The sequence below is a fragment of the Dactylosporangium sp. McL0621 genome (assembly GCF_049995355.1).
Taxonomy (GTDB): domain Bacteria; phylum Actinomycetota; class Actinomycetes; order Mycobacteriales; family Micromonosporaceae; genus Dactylosporangium.
Genome location: NZ_CP188259.1, coordinates 2,230,859 through 2,251,282, shown reverse-complemented (window position 1 = coordinate 2,251,282; position 20,424 = coordinate 2,230,859). Strand labels below are relative to the sequence as shown.

Annotated in this window: 15 protein-coding genes and 1 pseudogene; 9 read left to right on the top strand and 7 right to left on the bottom strand. The window is 70.2% G+C overall.

The window, feature by feature from the left end; all coding sequences use genetic code 11:
- Window positions 1-204 precede the first annotated feature (204 nt).
- Genes ACPPVO_RS10365 through ACPPVO_RS10355 form a run of 3 tightly spaced genes read left to right on the top strand, consistent with a single transcriptional unit; the run spans window position 205 to window position 3,180 of the window.
- Complete coding sequence (locus ACPPVO_RS10365) at window positions 205-975, top strand: endo alpha-1,4 polygalactosaminidase (RefSeq protein WP_426510999.1); 771 nt, start codon at window positions 205-207, stop codon at window positions 973-975.
- Between the two features lie 40 nt (window positions 976-1,015).
- A complete protein-coding gene (locus ACPPVO_RS10360) occupies window positions 1,016-2,350 on the top strand; it encodes a hexose kinase (protein ID WP_426510998.1) in 1,335 nt (444 codons plus the stop codon).
- The gene (locus tag ACPPVO_RS10355) at window positions 2,344-3,180 is read left to right on the top strand and encodes a class II fructose-bisphosphate aldolase (RefSeq protein WP_426510997.1); all 837 of its coding nucleotides are present in this window, start codon (window positions 2,344-2,346) and stop codon (window positions 3,178-3,180) included. Before ACPPVO_RS10360 ends, ACPPVO_RS10355 begins: the two co-directional genes overlap by 7 nt.
- Before the next feature lie 95 nt (window positions 3,181-3,275).
- Here the strand turns inward: ACPPVO_RS10355 and ACPPVO_RS10350 are convergent, their stop codons facing one another.
- The 3 genes and pseudogenes from ACPPVO_RS10350 to ACPPVO_RS10340 form a co-directional block, all read right to left on the bottom strand.
- A complete protein-coding gene (locus ACPPVO_RS10350; RefSeq protein WP_426510996.1) occupies window positions 3,276-5,786 on the bottom strand; it encodes a DEAD/DEAH box helicase in 2,511 nt (836 codons plus the stop codon).
- Window positions 5,787-5,845: 59 nt separating this feature from the next.
- Window positions 5,846-6,487 (bottom strand): annotated as a pseudogene (gene trmB, locus ACPPVO_RS10345) (tRNA (guanosine(46)-N7)-methyltransferase TrmB); the annotation flags it as partial.
- Between the two features lie 296 nt (window positions 6,488-6,783).
- Window positions 6,784-7,629 carry a LysR family transcriptional regulator gene (locus ACPPVO_RS10340; protein ID WP_360382848.1) on the bottom strand — a complete coding sequence of 282 codons (846 nt, stop codon included), beginning with the start codon at window positions 7,627-7,629 and terminating at the stop codon, window positions 6,784-6,786.
- A gap of 73 nt (window positions 7,630-7,702) precedes the next feature.
- Here ACPPVO_RS10340 and metE point away from each other — a divergent pair, with 73 nt between their 5' ends.
- Window positions 7,703-9,799 carry a 5-methyltetrahydropteroyltriglutamate--homocysteine S-methyltransferase gene (metE, locus tag ACPPVO_RS10335; RefSeq protein ID WP_426510995.1) on the top strand — a complete coding sequence of 699 codons (2,097 nt, stop codon included), beginning with the start codon at window positions 7,703-7,705 and terminating at the stop codon, window positions 9,797-9,799.
- Between the two features lie 4 nt (window positions 9,800-9,803).
- Window positions 9,804-10,286: a cupin domain-containing protein gene (locus tag ACPPVO_RS10330; RefSeq protein ID WP_426510994.1), complete on the top strand. Its 483-nt coding sequence runs from the start codon at window positions 9,804-9,806 to the stop codon at window positions 10,284-10,286.
- A gap of 412 nt (window positions 10,287-10,698) precedes the next feature.
- On the opposite strand, the gene ACPPVO_RS10325 is transcribed toward ACPPVO_RS10330, so the two are convergent.
- The 4 genes from ACPPVO_RS10325 to ACPPVO_RS10310 all read right to left on the bottom strand — a co-directional run bounded on the left by ACPPVO_RS10325 (window position 10,699) and on the right by ACPPVO_RS10310 (window position 16,256).
- Window positions 10,699-11,232 carry a YbhB/YbcL family Raf kinase inhibitor-like protein gene (locus ACPPVO_RS10325; RefSeq protein ID WP_426510993.1) on the bottom strand — a complete coding sequence of 178 codons (534 nt, stop codon included), beginning with the start codon at window positions 11,230-11,232 and terminating at the stop codon, window positions 10,699-10,701.
- Between the two features lie 544 nt (window positions 11,233-11,776).
- On the bottom strand, window positions 11,777-13,618 hold the full coding sequence (locus tag ACPPVO_RS10320; protein WP_426510992.1) for a DUF2207 family protein: 1,842 nt from the start codon (window positions 13,616-13,618) through the stop codon (window positions 11,777-11,779).
- A gap of 8 nt (window positions 13,619-13,626) precedes the next feature.
- Window positions 13,627-14,187: a LemA family protein gene (locus ACPPVO_RS10315; RefSeq protein WP_426510991.1), complete on the bottom strand. Its 561-nt coding sequence runs from the start codon at window positions 14,185-14,187 to the stop codon at window positions 13,627-13,629.
- A gap of 623 nt (window positions 14,188-14,810) precedes the next feature.
- Complete coding sequence (locus ACPPVO_RS10310; RefSeq protein WP_426510990.1) at window positions 14,811-16,256, bottom strand: aminopeptidase P family protein; 1,446 nt, start codon at window positions 16,254-16,256, stop codon at window positions 14,811-14,813.
- 72 nt (window positions 16,257-16,328) lie between these two features.
- On the opposite strand from ACPPVO_RS10310, the gene asnB reads away from it, so the two are divergent.
- From asnB to ACPPVO_RS10290, 4 genes are read left to right on the top strand one after another with little or no spacing between them, the layout of a single operon-like run.
- A complete protein-coding gene (asnB, locus tag ACPPVO_RS10305; protein ID WP_426510989.1) occupies window positions 16,329-18,257 on the top strand; it encodes an asparagine synthase (glutamine-hydrolyzing) in 1,929 nt (642 codons plus the stop codon).
- Window positions 18,254-19,177, top strand: a complete 924-nt coding sequence (locus ACPPVO_RS10300) for a carbohydrate kinase family protein (RefSeq protein WP_426510988.1) — start codon at window positions 18,254-18,256, stop codon at window positions 19,175-19,177. Before asnB ends, ACPPVO_RS10300 begins: the two co-directional genes overlap by 4 nt.
- A 56-nt stretch (window positions 19,178-19,233) precedes the next feature.
- Window positions 19,234-19,965, top strand: coding sequence for a hypothetical protein (locus ACPPVO_RS10295; RefSeq protein WP_426510987.1), 732 nt, complete (start codon window positions 19,234-19,236; stop codon window positions 19,963-19,965).
- A gap of 56 nt (window positions 19,966-20,021) precedes the next feature.
- Window positions 20,022-20,405 (top strand): hypothetical protein, encoded by a 384-nt coding sequence (locus tag ACPPVO_RS10290; protein ID WP_426510986.1) that lies wholly within the window; start codon window positions 20,022-20,024, stop codon window positions 20,403-20,405.
- The last annotated feature ends 19 nt before the right edge of the window (window positions 20,406-20,424 follow it).

Below are 20,424 nucleotides of genomic sequence, written 5' to 3'. Positions count from 1 at the left end.
ATTTTCGTGCACGAACAGCCATTGACAATCATGAATTTAAGCGATTGAATCGCCCCGAGCGATCGAGCCCAGCCGGTAGTGGAGTGCTTCCCGAGCCCGGCACACAGGTCGCCAGGGTGCTCGGCACCCGAGGCGGGGCAGATCCCGAAACCCCTCGGAGCTCTCGCTGTGATTCCCACACTGCGCCGTATCGGCGTGCCCACGATGACGGTTCTTGCCGTCATCGGCCTCGGCATCGGTACCGCCGATGCCGCCACGTACACCGCGCCGCCGACCAACGCCCAGTTCGACTACCAGATCGGCGGGGCCTACGCACCGCCGTCCGGAGTCCGGGTGGTCAGCCGCGACCGGACCGCCACCCCGGCGGCCGGCCTCTACAACATCTGCTACGTCAACGTGTTCCAGACCCAGCCCGACGAGATCTCGTGGTGGCAGGCGAACCACGACGATCTACTGCTCAAGGACGCGAACGGGCAGTACGTCGTGGACAGCGACTGGGGCGAGAACCTCATCGACGTCTCGACGCCGGCCAAGCGCACAGCCGTGGCCGCGATCGTCAACGGCTGGATCGACGGCTGCGCGGCCAAGGGCTTCAAGGCCGTGGAGCCGGACAACATCGACTCGTACGAGCGCTCGAAAGGGCTGCTGCAGAAGTCGAACGCAATCGCACTGTTGAAACTGCTCGCCTCGCACACGCACGACAAGGGGCTGGCGATCGCACAGAAGAACACCACCGACCTGGGTACCGCGGGCAAGGCCGCCGGCCTGGACTTCGCGATCGCCGAGGAGTGCGGCCGCTACGACGAGTGCGGCGACTACACGTCGGTCTACGGGAACAACGTGATCGTCATCGAGTACACGAAGAGCGCCTTCACCAAGGCGTGCAATGCGTACGGGGCGTCGCTGTCGATCGTGCTGCGCGACCTGGACGTCACGGCGCCCGGCAGCGGCTCCTACAAGTACGCCGCCTGCTGAACCGGCGGGGTCGCGCCGCACTCCCGATCGGGGGTGCGGCGTGATCCTCACGGTGACGCTAAATCCGGCGCTGGACCTGACGTACGCGGTGGACGAGTTTCGACCACACACGACGCATCGTGTGCGCGCAGTGCACGAACGTGCAGGCGGCAAGGGACTGAACGTCGCGAGCGTCCTGCACACGCAGGGCGAGCCGGTGCTCGCGACCGGGCTGCTCGGCGGCGTCACCGGCGACCGGGTGCGCGAACTGCTCGCCGCGGCCGACTTACCGCACGCGTTCGCACCGATCGACGGAGAGACGCGCCGCACGGTAACCATCGCCGACGGCGTGGACGCGACGGGCCTGTGGGAGCCGGGCCCGGACATCACAACGGTCGAATGGCTTCGTTTTTTGCAGCTGTACCGCATGCTGCTCGACGACGCCACCGTCGTCGCAATGTCCGGCTCATTGCCGCGAGGGCTCCCAGCGGATGCGTACGCGGTGCTCATCGACATTGCGCGGGTGCACGGTGCCCGCACGGTGCTCGACACCAGCGGCGAACCCCTGCGCCTGGGCCTCGTCGCAGGCCCGGACGTGGTGAAGCCCAACGCAGAAGAGCTTGCCGTCTTGATGAGCGAACGTGCACTCCCGGACGAAGGAGCGGCGACCGATCAACGGACAGTCCTGGACGTTCGAATGCTGCGCAGATTGGGCGCCGGCTGCGTGGTTGTCTCGCGCGGGCCGGAGGGTCTGCTCGCGGTCAGCGGGCACGAAAGTTGGCGCGCCGCGCCGCCGGCTCCTGAGGCGGGCAACCCCACCGGCGCGGGTGACGCGTGTGTGGCGGCACTGGCGCGGGGGTTGCGCGATCGTACGTCTTGGCCGGAGTTGCTCGCCGACGCTGTCGCGCTGTCCGCCGCCGCGGTCGCGGCGCCCGTGGCCGGTGCGGTCGACGAGCAGCGTTACCGCGCACTGCGCACACGCATCGACGTCGTTGCCGAACCGCCGACCGGCGCCGCCGGCGAATGCAGTCACCATGAGCCGCGCGATCGCGCACGGATCGAACAGCTCGACCCTTTGAACGAACATCCCGCCGCCGGGAGCGAACACCTAGCGGTCGCACACGAACACCCGGGCGCCGCGAACGAACGTCCTGAAGCCGCGTACGAACGTCCTGAAGCCGCGTACGAACGTCCTGAAGCCGCGAACGGACAACCTGCCGTCGCATACGAACACCCCCGCACGGCGGACGAACACCCCGGCTTCACAGACGAACACTCCGCCGGCACACATGAACAGCCTGGGGCCGCCGGGGAGGGCCGAGGCATGGCAAGTGAGCGTCCCGGCTTCACGAACGAACAAGACCCAAGCGTTGAACGAGGAGAACCGCCATGTTGACTCCTACCGGTGAGATCGTGAACGACGCGCGGCGGCGAGGGGTTGGGGCCGGTGCTTTCAACGTCATCACCGTTGAGCATGCCGAAGCCGTCGTGGCCGGGGCCGAGGCGGCCGGGTGTGCGGTCATTCTGCAGATCAGCGAGAACGCTGTGCGGTTCCACAACGGGCGGCTTGGGCCGATCGCCGCGGCAGCGCGGGCGGTCGCCGAGCTTGCCTCCGTGCCCGTTGGGCTGCACCTCGACCACGTCGAGAGTGATGAGCTCTTCGACCAGGCCGCCGGCAACGGGTTCGGCTCGGCGATGTACGACGCGTCGAAGCTGGAGTACGCCGCCAATGTCGCCGCCACTGCGGATGCCGTTGCGCGCGGGCATGCCTGCGGGTTGTGGGTGGAGAGCGAGCTCGGCGAGGTCGGGGGCAAGGACGGTGCGCACACGCCAGGAGTGCGCACCGATCCTTGCGAGGCCGCGCAGTACGTGCAGGCGACCGGCGTCGATGCGCTCGCCGTTGCGGTCGGATCCGCGCACGCTATGACAACGCAGGATGCGCGGCTCGATCACGCGCTCATCGCGCGGATCAAGGATGCCGTTGCGGTGCCGCTCGTGTTGCATGGATCGTCGGGGGTGCCCGAGGAGGAGTTGCGCGCCGCGGTGCGGGGTGGGCTGGTCAAAATCAATATCGGCACGGCGCTCAATGTCGCGTTCACCGGGGCGATTCGTGAAGTCATCGGGCGCGATGCCGCGGTTGTCGATCCCAGGAAGTACCTTCGCAGCGCCCGGGACGAAATGGCCCACACGGTCACACGTGCGCTGCGGGTGCTGACCGCCGCCTAGCACCGAACGGCTCACAATGGACCCGCGCCGGGACGAACGAGCCAAAGGCGGGCAGGCGGAAAGAGCTGCGCACAAACCAAGACGCGCGATCCGGACTAGAAACCCTTTGCCGGGCCTACCGAAACAATGCGGACCGCCGCTGCGCCCTGGGCGTCGGACTCTGCCAGGTCCACCTCGGCCACGATGGCCCAGTCGCGGTCGCCCACGGGGTCGTCGAAGATCTGGCGGACGTGCCAACGGTCCGGCTTCTGGTCGATGACCAAAAGCGCCGGGCCGCGCGCGTCCGGGCCGACACCCATTGAGTCGTACTCGTCGAAGTACGCCTCCACCGCATCCTCCCACGCATCCGCGGTGAAGCCGGCCTCGCCGTCGAGTTCGCCCAATTCCTCGTAGCGGTGCAGCGCCGCAAGTTCGACGCGGCGGAACAGCGCGTTGCGCACCAGGACGCGGAATGCGCGTAGATTGCGCGTGACCGCCGGCGGCCGGTCGTCGCGCAGTTCCGGGCGTTCCTCGCCGGGATTGCGCAGCCGCTCCCATTCGTCGATGAGGCTCGAGTCGACCTGGCGCACCAGTTCGCCGAGCCACTCGATGATGTCGGTGAGGTCCTCGGTGCGCGCGTCCTCCGGCACCGTCTGGCGGACGGCTTTGTAGGCGTCGGCGAGGTACCGCAGCACAAGCCCTTCCGACCGCGACAGGCTGTAGAACCCGACGTATTCGACAAACGTCATTGCGCGTTCGAACATGTCGCGCACCACGGACTTGGGCGACAGCGCATAATCGGCCACCCACGGGTGTCCCTGTTTGTACATGTTGTACGCGTTGTCGAGCAGCTCTACGAGCGGCTTGGGGTGCGTGACGTCGTCGAGGAGTTCGATGCGCTGCTCGTACTCGATCCCCTCCGCCTTCATCGCCGCGACCGCCTCGCCGCGCGCCTTGAACTGCTGCGCGGAGAGCACCTGGCGCGGGTCGTCCAATGTGGACTCGATGATGGAGAGTACGTCGAGGGCGTACCCGGGGGCCTCACGGTCCAGCAGTTCGATCGCGGCGAGTGCGAACGGCGACAGCGGCTGGTTGAGCGCGAAGTCCATCTGCAGGTCGACGGTGAGCCGGACGCGGCGGCCCTCCTCGTCGGGTTCGGGTAGTTGCTCGACTACGCCGCCGGCCAGGAGTGCGCGGTAGATGGCGATCGCGCGACGGATGAGGCGTCGCTGAGAGTGCACGTCTTCGTGATTTTCGGTGAGCAGGTGACGCATGGCCGTGAACGCGTCGCCGGGACGGCTGATCACGTTGAGCAGCATCGCGTGCGACACCTGGAAGCTGGACTTGAGCGGCTCCGGCTCGGCCTCGACCAGGCGGTCGTACGTGGGCCGGCCCCAGCCGATCGAGCCCTCCGGCGGCTTCTTGCGCACCACCTTGCGGCGTTTCTTCGGGTCGTCGCCGGCCTTCGCGAGTGCGCGTTCGTTGTCGATGACGTGTTCGGGTGCCTGCACGACCACGGTGCCGACAGTGTCGAAGCCGGCTCGGCCCGCCCGGCCGGCGATCTGGTGGAACTCGCGTGCGTACAGCAGCCGGGTCTTCTGTCCGTCGTATTTGGACAGTGCGGTGAACAGCACGGTGCGGATGGGCACGTTGATGCCCACGCCGAGCGTGTCGGTGCCGCAGATGACCTTGAGCAGTCCGGCCTGCGCGAGCGTCTCGACCAGGCGGCGGTACTTCGGGAGCATGCCCGCGTGGTGCACGCCGATGCCGTGCCGCACGAGGCGCGACAGGGTCTTGCCAAAGCCGGCCGTGAACCTGAAGTTCCCGATCGCCTCGCCGATCATGTCCTTCTCTGCGCGCGTGGAAACGTTCACGCTCATGAGCGCTTGTGCACGTTCGAGCGCCGCGACCTGCGTGAAATGCACGATGTACACGGGCGCCTGTCGCGTGGACAGGAGCTCTTCGATCGTTTCGTGCAGCGGGTCCATGGAGTAGGTGAACATCAGCGGCACGGGTCGTTCGGCGTTCTTCACCACCGCGGTCGGGCGACCGGTGCGGCGCGTGAGGTCCCCCTCGAAGCGCGTCACGTCACCGAGCGTGGCGGACATCAGCACGAACTGTGCCTGCGGCAGCTCGATCAGTGGCACCTGCCACGCCCAGCCGCGGTCGGGGTCGGCGTAGAAGTGGAACTCGTCCATCACGACGATGCCGACGTCGGCGCGCTCACCATCGCGCAGTGCGATGTTCGCGAGGATTTCGGCGGTACAGCAAATGATTGGCGCATCCGCGTTGACGTTCGCGTCGCCCGTGAGCATGCCCACGTTCTCCGGGCCGAACATCTCGACGAGCGCGAAGAACTTCTCGGACACCAGCGCCTTGATCGGCGCGGTGTAGAACGTGGTCCGGTCGGTGGCCAGCGCGGCGAAGTGCGCCCCGGCGGCGACGAGGCTCTTGCCGGAGCCGGTGGGCGTGTTCAGGATGACGTTCGCACCGGAGACGATCTCGATGAGCGACTCCTCCTGGTGCGGGTACAGGCTGAGCCCTTGCTCCTGCGCCCAGACCGAGAACGCCTCGAAGACGGCGTCCGGGTCGCCGTCTCTCGGCACACGCGCGGCGAGATTGTTCATTCCGACGCCTCCGCTTCGCTTCGGCATCGGTCAACGCTGCGCTCCTGGGCGGTCGCCCCGTTGCGCGCGTACATCACGTCGAAGGATTGTCGTCCGGCGCGCAGTGCGCGCTGTTCGAATTTGGTCACCGGCCGGTGCGCGGGGCGCGGCGCGAATCCGTCAAAGCGGTTCACCAGCCCCGGGTCGGCGTTGAGCGTTTCGAGCATTGCGTGCGCGTATTCGGCGTCATCGGTCGCGCAGTGCAGCACGCCGCCGATGCGCAGGCGCACGCGCAGTACGGCGACACGTTCGGGCACGATGAGTCGCCGCTTGTGGTGGCGCGCCTTCGGCCACGGGTCGGGGAAGAACACGTGCACGGCGGCGAGGCTGCCCGCCGGGATGCCGTCGAGCAGTTCGAACGCGTCGACGGCCGCGACCTGCACGTTGTTGAGGCCGCCCTCGTCGATCAGGTGCAGCAGGTTGGCGACGCCGGGCGTGTGGACCTCGACGGCCAGGTAGCGCCGGTGCGGGTCGGCGGCGGCCATTTGCACGGTGGCCTCGCCCATCCCGGACCCGATTTCGAGGACGTCGACGGGGGTTCCGGGCGCGAAGGTGTACCGCTCGGCGAGCCGCTCCAGCGCGTCGAAGTGGCGGCCGCTGAGGCGCCCTCGACGGGGGTGGTAGGTCCGGACGATCCGCAGCGGCCGGTCGACGGTAGTCATGGGGCCTCAACTCTACCCGAACCTCGGCGTGTGGTCTTCGGGGCTTGTTGCCTTGGGCTGCGGGTACCCGATATATGCGGCGTCAGGGCATATACCCGAAATGTCGCGGTGCTGGCCTCGACGACGTTCGTGACCGGTGCGCGACCTTCGCAACGCGCAGACTCCGACGCCCAAGCGCGCAGAGTTCGTCGCCCAAGCGCAGAGCTCGACATTCGCAAACGGACAGATTCCGACGCTCGGGACGCGCAGAGTTCGACATTCGTGACGCGCAACGCTCGAAACTCGCTCACCAGCGCTCAGCGGCGCAGCGCGTCCTGCGCTGCCTGTACCAGCGCCATCACCTCCTCGCCCGCCGTCTCGGCTCGCCACACGAGCGCGAACGTCAGGCGCGGGGTGGGGCCGGCCAGCGGGACAAACCGGACGTCGGGGCGGCGTACGGTGTCGACGAGCAGCTGCGGCACCGGTAGCGCGCCCCGGCCCGCCGCCACCAGGTCGAGGCCCGCGGCGGGGTCGTCGACCGCCTCCGGGGCCAGGCGCACCCCGGCCGGGACCGGCAGGCCCCGCGGCAGCAATAGGCGACCCGCGCGGTCCAGGGTCAGGGCGGCCGCGGTCGAGAGCGGGTCGGCGGCCGAGAGTGCCAGGTGGCTCAGCGGGACCTGGAACCGGGCGGCGCTGGCGAAGCCGGGCGGGAACGGCGCGCTCATGAGGGCCGCGACACCGTCGGGGGCGTGGGTGAGCTCGGCGGTCGCGGCCGACCAGCCGCCGGGTACGAGGGTCAGGTCCAGGCCCGGCTTGCGTCCGGCGAGGCGGCGGGCCAGACGCGCGGCGAAGGTGCCGGCGACGGGGGCATAAACGAGACGAATGCCGGCGGGCGACGGTACCGCCAACCGCGCCGCCTCTGCCGTGAACGCTCCGGCCTGAGCGAGCACGGCCTCCGCATAGGGCAGCAGCGCCTCGCCGAGCGCGGTCGGCTCGACGGTTCGGCTCGTGCGCGCGAACAGGCGTAGCCCCAGCTCACGCTCGAGACGGGCGACCGCCTGGCTCACCGCCGGCTGGGACAGGGACAGGGCGGTGGCCGCGCGCGAGAACGAGCGGTGCCGCGCCACCAGCGCGAAGCACTCGATGTCCCGCAACGCCACCACGGCGACCAGTATCGGCCATTCGCGTCGCTTATCGATCAGACCGAAACACATACGAACAGCCACGATGCGCGGTGTGAACGAACACTTTCCCATCTCCACCGTGCTCGGCTACCCGCGCATCGGCCCGAACCGGGAGCTCAAGCGCGCCCTCGAGGACTACTGGGCGGGCCGCACCGACCGCGCGGCGCTGGACGAGACCGGGCGCCGGCTGCGCGCCGAGACTTGGCACCGGCTGCACGAACTCGGGCTCGCCGGGCTGCCGTCGAACACGTTCTCGCTCTACGACCACGTGCTCGACACGGCCGTCGCCGTCGATGCGATCCCCGATCGGTACCGTGACGCGCCCGACCCGTACTTCGCGATGGCCCGCGGGACGGACGACGTGCCGGCGCTGCGGATGACGAAGTGGTTCGACACGAACTACCACTACATCGTGCCCGAGATCGGACCGAAAACGCGGTTCCGGGCGGTGCCGGACAAGGCCCTCGCCGAGCTGCGCGAGGCGCGTGCGCTCGGGTACGAGACGCGGCCCGTCCTGCTCGGGCCCGTCACATTCCTGCAGGATCGGCTGGACCGGCTTGACGATCTGCTCGACGTTTACGGCGAGTTGCTGCGCGAGCTTGCAGACGCCGGTGCGCAGTGGGTGCAGCTGGACGAGCCGGCGCTCGTCGTCGACGGGGGTGCACCGGCGATCCGGCACGCCTACCGGCGCCTCGCCGCGCTCGAGCGACGTCCGAAGCTCCTGGTCGCCTCCTATTTCGGCAACGCCGACGCCGCGCTCCCGGCGCTGTCCGTGGCCCCGATCGAGGGCGTCGCGGTCGACCTGACCCATGGGGTACCGACGAATCTGCGCCTGTTCGAAGGACGCACCGTGGTCGGCGGGGTCGTGTCCGGGCGCAACGTGTGGCGCACCGATGTGGACGCGGCGCGGGCGCTGCTGGCCGCGGCCGGGGCGACCGCAGTGTCCACGTCGTGTTCGTTGCTGCACGTGCCGTACACCCTGCGCGGCGAGTCCGGCCTGCCCGCGGAGCTGACCGCGCGGCTCGCGTTCGCCGAGGAGAAGGTCGCCGAGGTCGTCGTGCTCGCTGAGCTCGGGCCGAAGGCCGGGCCGCTGCCGGTGCGCCCGCGGGCGGAGGGGGCGGTCGCGCCCGAGTCTCGCGGCCCCTACGCGGCGCGGGTCGCGGCCCAGGCGGACCTCGGGCTGCCCCCGCTGCCGGTGACGACTATCGGCTCGTTCCCGCAGACCGGCGAGCTGCGCACGGCGCGCGCGACCCTGCAGTCGGAGGAGTACGACACGCGCATCGCCGCGGAGATCGATCGGGTCATCGCCGAGCAGGAAACGCTCGGTCTGGACGTACTCGTGCACGGTGAGCCTGAGCGAAACGACATGGTGCAGTACTTCGCCGAGCACCTCGAAGGCTTCGCGGTCACCCGCAACGGGTGGGTGCAGTCATACGGCTCGCGGTGCACCCGGCCGCCGATCCTGCACGGCGACGTGCGCCGTCCCGCGCCGATCACCGTGCGCTGGGCGACTTACGCGCAGTCGCGTACCGACCGGCCGGTGAAGGGCATGCTGACCGGCCCGGTGACGATCGTCGCGTGGTCGTTTGTGCGCGCGGATCGTCCGCTGCGCGACGTGACGCTGCAGGTCGCCGGCGCGATCCGTGAAGAGGTGCGCGACCTGGAGGCGGCCGGCATCCGCATCATCCAGGTTGACGAGCCGGCCCTGCGCGAGCTGCTGCCGCTGCGGCGCGAGGAGCAGCCGGCGTACCTGGCCTGGGCCGTGGCCGCCTACCGCCGGGCCACCGCCGGCGCCGCGGACGCGACGCAGATCCACACCCACCTGTGCTACTCCGACGCGCCGGCGGTCCTGGCCGCGATCGACGCCCTGGACGCGGACGTGACAAGCATCGAGGCAGCCCGCTCGGGATTCGCGATCGAGGGGTTGACCCGGGGCGTCGGCCCTGGGGTGTACGACATCCACTCCCCCCGGATCCCGGGCGTCGACGAGGTCAAGTCCCGGCTGCGGGCCGCGCTCGAGGTGATCCCCGCGGGGCGGCTCTGGGTGAATCCGGACTGCGGCCTCAAGACGCGCACTTACGACGAGGTGCGCGCGGCGCTCACGAACGTCGTCGCGGCCGCGCACAAGATCCGCGAGTCCGTAAGGTGAGGGTATGTCGTATCCATCCCCGAAGTACCTCGGTGAAGACGGCGAACTGAACGCCACCTACCGGCCCGTCGGCACCGCGCCGGACTTCACCTACGCCAACGGAAACACGGTGCACTACCTGGCGACGGGCAAGTCGACCCACGGGCAGTTCGGCCTGTACCGCTGGGTGATGGGCCCGAAGCCCAGCGGCCCGGACCCGCACTTCCATCGCTCGATCTCCGAGTCGTTCTTCATCCTGAGCGGTTCGGTGCGCATTTACGACGGGCAACGCTGGATCGACACGGAACCGGGCGACTTCGTGCACGTTCCGGAGGGCGGCGTGCACGCGTTTCGCAACGAGTCGGGCGCGCCGGCCGAGATGCTGCTGCACTTCGCGCCCGGTGCGCCCCGGGAGGCCTACTTCGAGGGTCTCCCGGAACTCGGCTCGATGAACGACGACGAACGCGCCGCGTTCATGCTCGAGCACGACACGTTCTGGATCGGTTAGGCCCTCGTGCACAGCTGAGCATTCGCGGGACGTGCGCGGCATGCGCAAAATGCGCAGTGCCGCGCGACGTCCGAACGCACAACGCCGCGGATCCGTGCAAACCCGCGACGCGCGAATGCGCAGTGCCGCGAGGTGTGGGGACGCGCAGAGAGGCGGGTTCCTGCGCCGCACCACAACGCCACCCCCAAACGCGCAACGCCACCCCCAAACGCGCAACGCCCCCGCCGGACGCGCGGGGACCTCGACGAGCCGGCGACCGCGTGAAGGCACATTCCCGTGCGATACATGAACAGGCGATCCAACGCGGCGTGCGTAGCGCCGTTACGCGGACCGGCCCGGCGCGTACTGCGCCGGGCCGGTCTGGGTGAGGAATCCGGCCCTCGGCGGGTCGGTCTCAGTTGTGCGACAGGCTTCAGCCGCCGAAGCCGAAGCTGGCGACGAGGACGGCGCGCCCCAGTGTGTGCGCTGTCAGGTTGAAGCCGACCACGTTGGGGTTCGCCTCCGCGTCTACGCCGAGCGAGTCGGTGTCGAGGGCGTGGACGACGAAGATGTACCGGTGCGGCGCGTCCTGCGGGGGCGGGGCGGCGCCGCCGAAGTCGCGGGTGCCGTAGTCGTTACGGGCGTGGATGGCCTCGTCGGGCAGGCCGTCCTTGTCGCCGGTGCCGGCCCCGGTGGGGAGTTCGGTGACGCCGGCCGGGATGTCGTACACGAGCCAGTGCCAGAAGCCGCCGCCCGTCGGGGCGTCCGGGTCGTAGCAGGTCACCGCGTAGCCCTTGGTGCCTTCGGGGGCGCCCGACCAGGCCAGATGGGGTGAGGTGTTGCCGCGCTCGTAAACCTGGGCGTCGGGCAGGGTGCCGCCTTCGGCCAGGTCCTCGCTGGTCAAACTGAACGCCGGCACCGCGGGCAGGAAGTCGTAGGGCGACGGCGGGCGCGGACGGTCGGACATGCGCAATCTCCTCGCGAAGGTGGCTTCAGCTGTCTCTCGGGAATCCTCTTACCCAACGACCGTGCACCTCAAGTGAGGCGGTCGGCGACATTCCGAGCGACCAACAAACGCGCACCCGCAAACGCGCACGTCGACGGCCGGCGCGCACAGCCAACGCTCACCCACGTTCAAGCGAGCACGCCGACAGCCGGCCCAAACGGACAACATCCGAGCACCCAACGACAACATTCGCGCACCACCACGTGCGCAATCAACCAGCAAGTGCGCGATCGACACCGCGCACGTTCAAGCGAGCACATCGACAGTGAGCACGAGCGGACAACGTCCGCGCAACCGACGACGGCGCAAACCGACCGACCGCGCAAACCGACGAGCGCGCAAACCGACGAGCGCGCAAACCGACCGACCGCACACCCGACAACCGCGCAAACCGACCGACCGCACACCCGACAACCGCGCAAACCGACCGACCGCACACCCGACACAACCGCGCAAACCGACCGACCGCACACCCGACAACCGCGCACCCGACAACCGCGCACCCTCAGGTGAGGCGGCCGACCGCCAGTCCGAGCAGCCACACAAGGTACGGCTGATGGATCGGGCCCGGGCTGCGCTGTTCCAAGCTGACCACCGTCCGGCCCTGCCTCGCGGCCACCCACTGCCCGGACGCGAACGCCTCCTCGCCCACGCTCGCAACGGGGGAACCGCCGCGGTGTGCGCGGATTGCGAGTTCGGCCGTGTCGCCGGTCACGACCGTGACGACGAGCGCCGTGCCGTCGGCCGCGCGGAACTCGGCCATTGTCATCGGGCCCACCGCCACGCCGCGGTCACTGCCCGTGAGCGTCACCGGTCGCCCCAGCACCCGGCCCGCCTCCTGCGCCGTGACCAGCTCGGCGGCCGCGACCCGGGTCGGGCGTACCGCTGTGGCCAGGGCCGGGGCGCCCGCGCTCATCGCGCGCAGGATGAGTGCGTCGGTCTGTTCCTCGCCGTACGTCTGCGATCGCGCACGTCCGCTCGTTTCTACGCGCAGGTCGAGGACGCGGCGGGTCCAGCGGCGCGCGGTCAGCGTGACGACGTCGCCGACGTCGGTTCGGCTCGCGACGTCCGAGGGGCAGGCCCAGGCGACGGTGCGCCCGGACGCGCCCGAGTCCACCGCCAGATAGTGCAGCAGCGGGATGGTCGGCCCGTCCTCACCCTGTGTCTTCGACCGCCAGGTCTCCACCCACAGCACCTCGCCGGTCACCGTGACCGGCGTGAGCACGTCGACGAGCGTTCCCAGGAGGGTGTACCCGCCGTAGAGCAGCGGCCACAGGATGAGCACCCGCACGGCGAGGGTGACCCAGCTCGACACCGAGTTGGGGGTGAAGTCGAACGCGATCGCGTTGTAGCGCACGATCAGCGCGGCGATGGCCAGTGCGATGCAACCTTTGACCGTCAGGCGTGCGGCTTTCTGTCCGTATCGGGGCCAGAACGACGGGTACCTGACGCGGACGCGGTGCCAGGTGCCGCCGAACGAGCTCCACACGCGGCGGCGGTTGCCCATGCCCAGGTCGATGACGGCGGCGCAGACGCGGGTGGCGCCGACGGCGTCGCCGTACGACAGGTAGCGGTCCCACACGGTCACCGCGGCGGGCGGCAGGTCGGCGAAGCTCTCGTGCGCGCGCAGGAACGCCTTGAGGCCGAGCCAGCGCGCGGCGGCCGCGCGCCCCTCCGGCGTGTCGCGCTCGCCGCGCGACTTGCCGGCGAGGTATGCGAGCGCGAACCACATGAACATGACCGCAACGAACGAACCGCCGCTGCGGCTGTGCAGGAACACGGCGATGCCGAGCGCGAATGACGGAATCCCCGCAAGGATGGTGAGCGAAGCGACAACCGCGGACGAGAACCGCCGCTGCGACAACCCGCGCGAACGCGCGTCCGCGACGATCGCCGCGTTCAACCGTTTCGTCCACCCCTGGGCCTCGGCGACGTCGCGGAACGTGAGCGCGGTGAGCGGCACCACGCCGTTCAGAGCCAGCGTCCGGACACGTTCGAACATCATGCGCTCGTAAGCGTTCAGCCCGGTGGGCTGCTCGTTGCGCACATGAACGGTCGTTTGCAGCGGATCGTTGCCGGGTTGGCGAAACTCGAGCATCCGGCGGGCGGCAAGATCGATCAACGTGGACTCGGCGGCGTCTTCGGTCAGCTCCCACCGCCCCGTGATGAGGCTGACCACGGCCGGCGGTTCGTCACCGCCGAAGTCCTGCGTTGCCGGCGGCGCCGCGATCATGGGGGGCCGAGTGGTGTACAAAGCCGCCCAAAAAGCTACAAACCACACAGCTAGTCCAGCGACGCCGATCCCGATCTCGACCACGAGCCGCGGATCGATCGTGCCCGTTCCCATCGAAACCTTCAGAACCGCACGTTGATGTCGGCGCGTTCTCCACCGGCGGCCTCGAAGTACGGCCGCGCCCGGAACCCCCCGACGCCCGCGACGATGTTGCTCGGCACGGTCTGGACCTTCTGGTTGTACGTCTGCACGGCGCTGTTGTAGAACTGCCGCGCGTACGCGATCTTCTCCTCGGTTCCGCCCAGTTCGCCCTGCAGCTGGAGGAAATTCTGGTTCGCCTTCAGATCCGGGTACGCCTCGGCCAGCGCGAACAGCCGGCCGAGCGCCTGGGTGAGCACTCCCTCGGCCTGCGCCCGCTGGGCCGGGTCGAGACCACCGCCGGCGGCGTTGCGCGCGGCGACCACGTCCGCGAGGGTCCCCCGCTCATGCGCGGCGTACCCCTTCACCGTCTCGACGAGGTTCGGAATGAGCGAATGACGGCGCTTGAGCTGCACGTCGATCTGGGCCCACGACGCTTCGACCTGGGTGCGGGCCTTGACCAGCGAGTTGTACGTGGCCAAGGCCCACCAGACGAGCACGATCACCAGCACGACGGCGACGCCGAGCACGATCAGAGCGTTCATGGCCGCATCGTGACTGCCGAGGGTTGCCCGGCCGGTAACACGGTCACCGATCCGACAGACAACGACAGCAAACGCGCAGCCGCGAAGGCAGTAGACGCGCAGCTGAACGACAGCAACGCGCAGTCGGAGGACGGCAAACGCGCAGCCGCGAAGGCACTGGACGCGCAGTCGGAGGACAGCAAACGCGCAGCCGCGAAGGCACTGGACGCGCAGTCGGAGGACAGCAAACGCGCAGCCGCGAAGGCACTGGACGCGCAGTCGGAGGACAGCAAACGCGCAGTCAGGGACGACCACAAACACACAGCCGGAAACGACTGCAAACGCGCAAGCGGGGGAGGGCAAGCGCGCAGGCGGAGAAGACCGCGAGCGCAGCACACCGCCGGCCCGCTACTGCACTGCGCGCGAGCCCGCGGCAGGCACGACCGAGTGACACAGCCGGACAGCCGGCCGAACGCGCAGACCGGAAGACAGCCAGACGCGCAGACCGGAAGACAGCCAAACGCGCAGACCGGAAGACAGCCAAACGCGCAGACCGGAAGACAGCCAAACGCGCAGACCGGAAGACAGCCAAACGCGCAGACCGGAAGACAGCCAAACGCTCAGACTGGAAATCGGCCAGACGCTCAGCCCGGAAGGCGGAACTCCTCGTTACGCCGCGCCGCCAGCCAGGACTCCACGTCCGCCGCCGTCCGCGGCAGCCCCGCCGACAGGTTCTGTGCCCCCGTCGGCGTCACCAGCACGTCGTCCTCGATGCGCACCGCGATCCCCCGCAGCTCGGCCGGCACCAGCTCGTCCTCCGGCTGGAAGTACAGGCCGGGCTCGACAGTCAGGACGTACCCCGCGTCGAGGGCTCCCTCCCGATACCGCTCCTTGCGCGCCGCCGCGCAGTCGTGCACATCCAAGCCGAGCATGTGACCGAAGCCGTGCAGCGTCCACCGGCGGTACAAAATGTTGCTCTTGTCCATGGCTTCGTCCACGCTCACGGGAAGGACGCCGAGGGACGCGAGGCCCTCCGCCAGGGCGCGCATGCACGCCTGGTGCACGTCGTCGAAGGCGACACCCGGGCGGATGGTGTCGATGCCGGCCTGCTGGGCGCGGTGGACGATGTCGTACACCTCGCGCTGCAGCGGTGTGAAGGAGCCGGACACGGGCACGGTTCGCGTCACGTCCGCGGTGTACAGGTTGCGGTTCTCCACGCCCATGTCCATGAGCAGCAGCTCGCCCGGCGCCGTGCGGCCCGTGTTGCGCATCCAGTGCAGGATCGTCCCGTGCGCTCCGGCGCCGACGATCGAGTCGTAGCCGACGTCGTTGCCGTCGTGGCGGGCGCGCAGGGCGAAGATGCCCTCCAGGAGGCGCTCGTTGATCGGGCGGTCGGCGGGGATGGCGCGGGCCGCGTCCTCGAAGCCGCGGACGGTCGCGTCGATCGCGTCCTGGAGCTGCTCGAGCTCCCACGCGTCCTTGACGAGCCTCAGCTCGGACAGGACCCAGGCGAGCTCCTGGTCGCGGGCTGGGTCGGTGCTGCGTACCGCCGCATCGACCGACGGATCGAAGCCCCGCAGGACGCGGGTGCGGCCGGGCGCGCTGTCGTCGAGGGCCTTGGCGAGCTCGTCCATGTGGGCGGTCTGCAGCTGCAGCTCGGTGGACTTCTCGGCGAGCGTGTGCCGGCGGCCGATCCACAGCTCGCCGTGGTCACGGTCGGTGAAGAACTCGTCGGTGTCGCGGGGTGAGCGCGGGCGAACGTACAGGACGGCGTCGTGACCGCCGTCGGTCGGGCGCAGGACGAGCACGGACTCGGGGTCGTGCTCGCCGGTCAGCCACACGTGCTCGGAGCCGGGCCGGAACCGGAAGTTGGTGTCGTTGGAGCGCACGTGCTCGACGCCGGACGGGATGACGAGGGTCTCGCCGGGGAACACGGCCGACAGCTCGGAGCGGCGCTTGGCGTGGTCGGGCGCCTCCACGCGCGGCGACACGTCGAGCGCGGTGTCGCGCCAGCCCGTGCGCATGAACTCCCGGTAACGCTCCGGGAAGTCAGGGTCGTGGGACTGCGTGCCGACTGCTTCCTCCGCCATTGTGACCCCACTTCCGAACGCCGCGATTTTCGTGATGCACCTGCGACCGTACCCCGTGCGAGGATGCTTGCCATGGCGGGTCTTCTCACGTTCGTCAGCGCGCGGGGCGGCGCAGCGGCGCAGCGGGATGCGATCGCCGACGCGCTCGGGCTGATGCGCCACCGCGGGCCCGACGACGAACGGATCGTCGGGAACGACGACGTCATCTTCGGCGCCGAAGACCTGCAGTTGACCGACAAACCCGACAAGACCCAGCCCATCGAGTACCCGCCGACCGGGGTCACCGCCGGCCGGTACCTCATCGTCCTGGACGGCGCCGTCTACAACGCCGCGCAGCTGCGGGCCGAGCTCGAGGAGGAGCGGCGCGCCGAGTTCGCCACCGGCACCGACGCCGAGGTCGTCGTGGCCGCGTACCACCACTGGGGCCCGAGCGCGGTGAGCCGGCTGCGGGGCATGTTCGCGTTCGTGATCTGGGACGGCTCGGCCCGGCGCGCGTTCGGCGCCCGCGACCCGTTCGGCATCAAACCGCTGTTCCAGCTGCAGACGCCCCAGGGGGTGTACCTCGCGAGCGAGAAGAAGGCGCTCCTGCCGTTCACCAGGGACAACGTGGTCGACACGGTACGCCTGCAGCACTATCTGACCATGCAGTACGTGCCGGAGCCCGCGACCATGCACCCGGAGGTGCGCCGGCTCGGGGCGGGCGAGTCGTTCGTGTACACCCCGGGCGGGCCGCTGGCCAACCGGCGGTACAGCCAACTGACTTTCCGCCCGGGGCCCGTCGCCGACGAGGAGGCCGTCGTCCGCCGGATCGAGGAGGCGCTGCGCGAGAGCGTCCACGCCCACATGCAGGCCGACGCCGAGGTGGGCGCGTTCCTGTCCAGCGGCATCGACTCGACCGCGATCGTCGCGCTCGCGGCCGAGCGGGACCCGGGCCTGCGCACCTACACCGTGGGTTACGACGCGGCCGGGCCGGGCGCGCAGTACTCCGAGATCGACGTCGCCGAGCAGTCCGCCCGCGCGCTCGGCGTCCCGCTGACCGCGACCGTGGTCAGCGCGACCGACTTCATGCGGGCCCTGCCGCGCATCGTGTGGCACCTTGACGACCCGGTCGCCGACCCGGCCCTGGTGCCGCTGTTCTTCCTGGCCGAGCGCGCGGCCCGGGACGTGACGGTGGTCCTCGGCGGCGACGGCGCGGACGAGCTCTTCGGCGGGTACCCGATCTACCGCGAGCCGCTGTCCCTGGCCGGCGTCAGCCACCTGCCCGACTCGATGCAGCGCGGGCTGCGGGCCGTGTCGCGGGTCATCCCGCAGGGTGTGAAGGGCAAGAGCTTCCTGGAGCGCGGCACGACCCCGATCGAGGAGCGCTACTACGGCAACGCGCGCATCTTCACCGACGACGAGAAGGCCGCGCTGCTGCGCCACTACGAGCCGGACGTGCGCCACACCGACGTCACCGCGCCGGTGTTCAAGGAGGCCGGGGCGCTCGACGACGTCACCACGATGCAGTACATCGACCTGTACACCTGGCTGCGCGGCGACATCCTGGTCAAGGCCGACCGCATGACCATGGCGCACTCCCTGCAGCTGCGCACCCCGTTCCTGGACCGGGCCGTGTTCGAGGTCGCCGCGACCCTGCCGAGCGAGCTCAAGGTGCCGCCGCGCTCGCAGGAGACGAAGGTGGCGCTGCGGCGGGCCCTGGCGGGGGTGGTCCCTGAGCCGATCGTGCACCGCAAGAAGCTGGGTTTCCCGGTACCCATCCGGCCGTGGCTGCGCGGGGAGATGTACGACTGGGCCCATGGTCTGCTCGACACCTCCGGCGCCGGCGATCTGCTCGACCTCGATGTGGTGCGCGGGCTGCTCAAGAGTCACCGTAAGAAGGAGGCCGACCACTCGCGCAAGCTGTGGACGGTGCTCGTCTTCTGCGTGTGGCACGCCGTCTTCGTGACCGGAACCATGCGCCCCGGCTTTGCCGGCGCCCCGACCGAGGAGGTGCTCCCATGACTGGGTACGGCGTGGTGATCGGCGAGGCGCTGATCGACCTGCTCGAGTCCACGGCGGGGGGCGACCTCGTCTACCGCCCCGCGGTCGGCGGCGCGCCGTTCAACGTGGCCGTCGGCATCGCCCGGCTCGGCGCCGACGTGCACTTCCTGGGCTCGTTCGGCGACGACCCCTTCGGCCACCGCCTGCTGGACTTTCTGGATAAATCCGGCGTCGGTACCGATGGAGCCGTCACGGTCCCGAACGTCCCCACCACCCTCGCCGTCACCACCTTCCAGGGCCACGAGCCGACCTTCCGCTTCTACGGCGAGCCGCCCTCCTACGGCCTGCTCGACGCCGACGCCGTCGACGAGCGGCTCGTGGCCCGGGCGCGGCTGCTGTACTGCGGCTCGATGTGCCTGCTCGCCCCGCCCGTGCTCGCCGCGGCCCGCCGCGCCTGGGCGGTACCCGGCCCGGTCCGCGTCTTCGACCCCAACGTCCGCCCGATCGTCGGGCTCAACCCGGACGTCGTCGAGGAGTTCGCGGCCACCGCCGACCTGGTGAAACTGAGCTCGGCCGACGCCACGGCGCTCTGGGACGAGTCCCCCGAGCAGGCGGCCGCCCGCCTGCTGTCCTGCGGCGCGGGCGCGGTCGTCGTCACGCTCGGCGCCCAGGGCGCCCTCGTGGCGAAGGGTCCGTCGACGGTACTCGTACCCGCCCCCCGCATCGCCCCGGTCGACGCCACCGGGGCGGGCGACGCGACCATGGCCGGCCTGAGCTGGGGCATCCTCGCCCACGGCAAGCCGGACGACCTCGGCGGGTGGGCGACCCTCACCCGGGTCGCGGTACACGTCGCCGGGTGGGTCTGCGAGTCCCCGGGCGGCGCGGTGTCGATGCCGACCGTGGAGGACCTGCGCACCCGCTTCGTCGACCTGGCCGTGTGACGCCCCATCCGTGCTACGGTCGCCGACTCTCGCACCAGGTTCGTAGACTGGGCGGCGTGACGCCCGTGCGGTTCGGCCGGTACGTGCTGGCGAGCAAGGCGGCGGCCGTGGGCGTCGCCTTGCTGATCGTCGTGCTCCGGGTCGTGTACGAGTTCGGCGTCACCTCCGCGAACACCCCGCTGTGGGCCGCGGCCGCGCTGCTGTTCGCCCCGATCTTCGTGCTCAGCGCCGCGTTCATCGTCTTCGGCGTCGTCTTCCGCCCGATCCTGCACCCGCCCCCGGCCGCACTGCGCGTGCGCGGCGACGCGTTCGTCGTGCCCGGCTCCCCGGTCCTGATGGGTCGCCTGACCATGGGCTGGGCCCTGCTGGGCACCGTGTTCCTGGAGGGCGACCCGGCCCTGTCCCCGACCACCCGCCTCGGCGTCAACGCGGGCGCCGCCCTGGTCATCGCCGGCGCCGCGCTGCCCCTGCTGCGCGGCCCGCGGATCGTGGTCAGCCCGGCGGGCCTGAACATCCGCGCCGGCGGCCGCCGCGTGCTGGCCTGGGACGACCTGGTACGCGTGCCGGCCAACCCGCTGCCGATCCCGGTACGCTCCCCGAAGCTGGCCCTGAGCATCCGCCGCCCCGGCCGCCCGGAGCCCGGCTGGCTGCTGATACCGCTGGACCTCCTGGCCGTGGAGCCCGTCTTCCTGGGCACGGTCGTCGAGCACTACGTGGAGCACCCGGACCGCCGCGGCGCCATCGGCACCGCGGCGGAGTACACCCGCCTGACCGGCGTCGCCGCCTGACCTGCTTGCCTGCCGTTGGCAAGGCGTTTGCAAGGCTCCCGGCGGATGCTGGGAATGTGACTGCTTTGCTGCTGGTACGCCGGGTGCCGACCACCCGCCTGGAGCTCACCCGCACGACGGCCCGCCAGTGGGACGCCGCGCTCGCGGGCGACACGACCGTGCAGTGGTGGGAACTGGTCGACCCGGCCGACGACGACTCCGCCCCCGCGGCGGCCCTGGCCGCCCTGCGCCCCGACCCGGTAACCGTCCGCCTGGCGGGCGTGGCGACCGCCCCGGGCGAACGCGACCGCGCCGTACAGGTCGTCGTGGCGCTGGTGGACGCCCTGCGAGCCACGTCCGCGCGCACCCTGGAGGCGCTGCCGTCGACGGGCCTGCTGGGCATCTTGCGCGACGCGGGCTTCCGCCCCGGCCCCGACGGCCGTGAGGTCGTCGAGCTGTAGGCGAGGTACCACCGGCTTT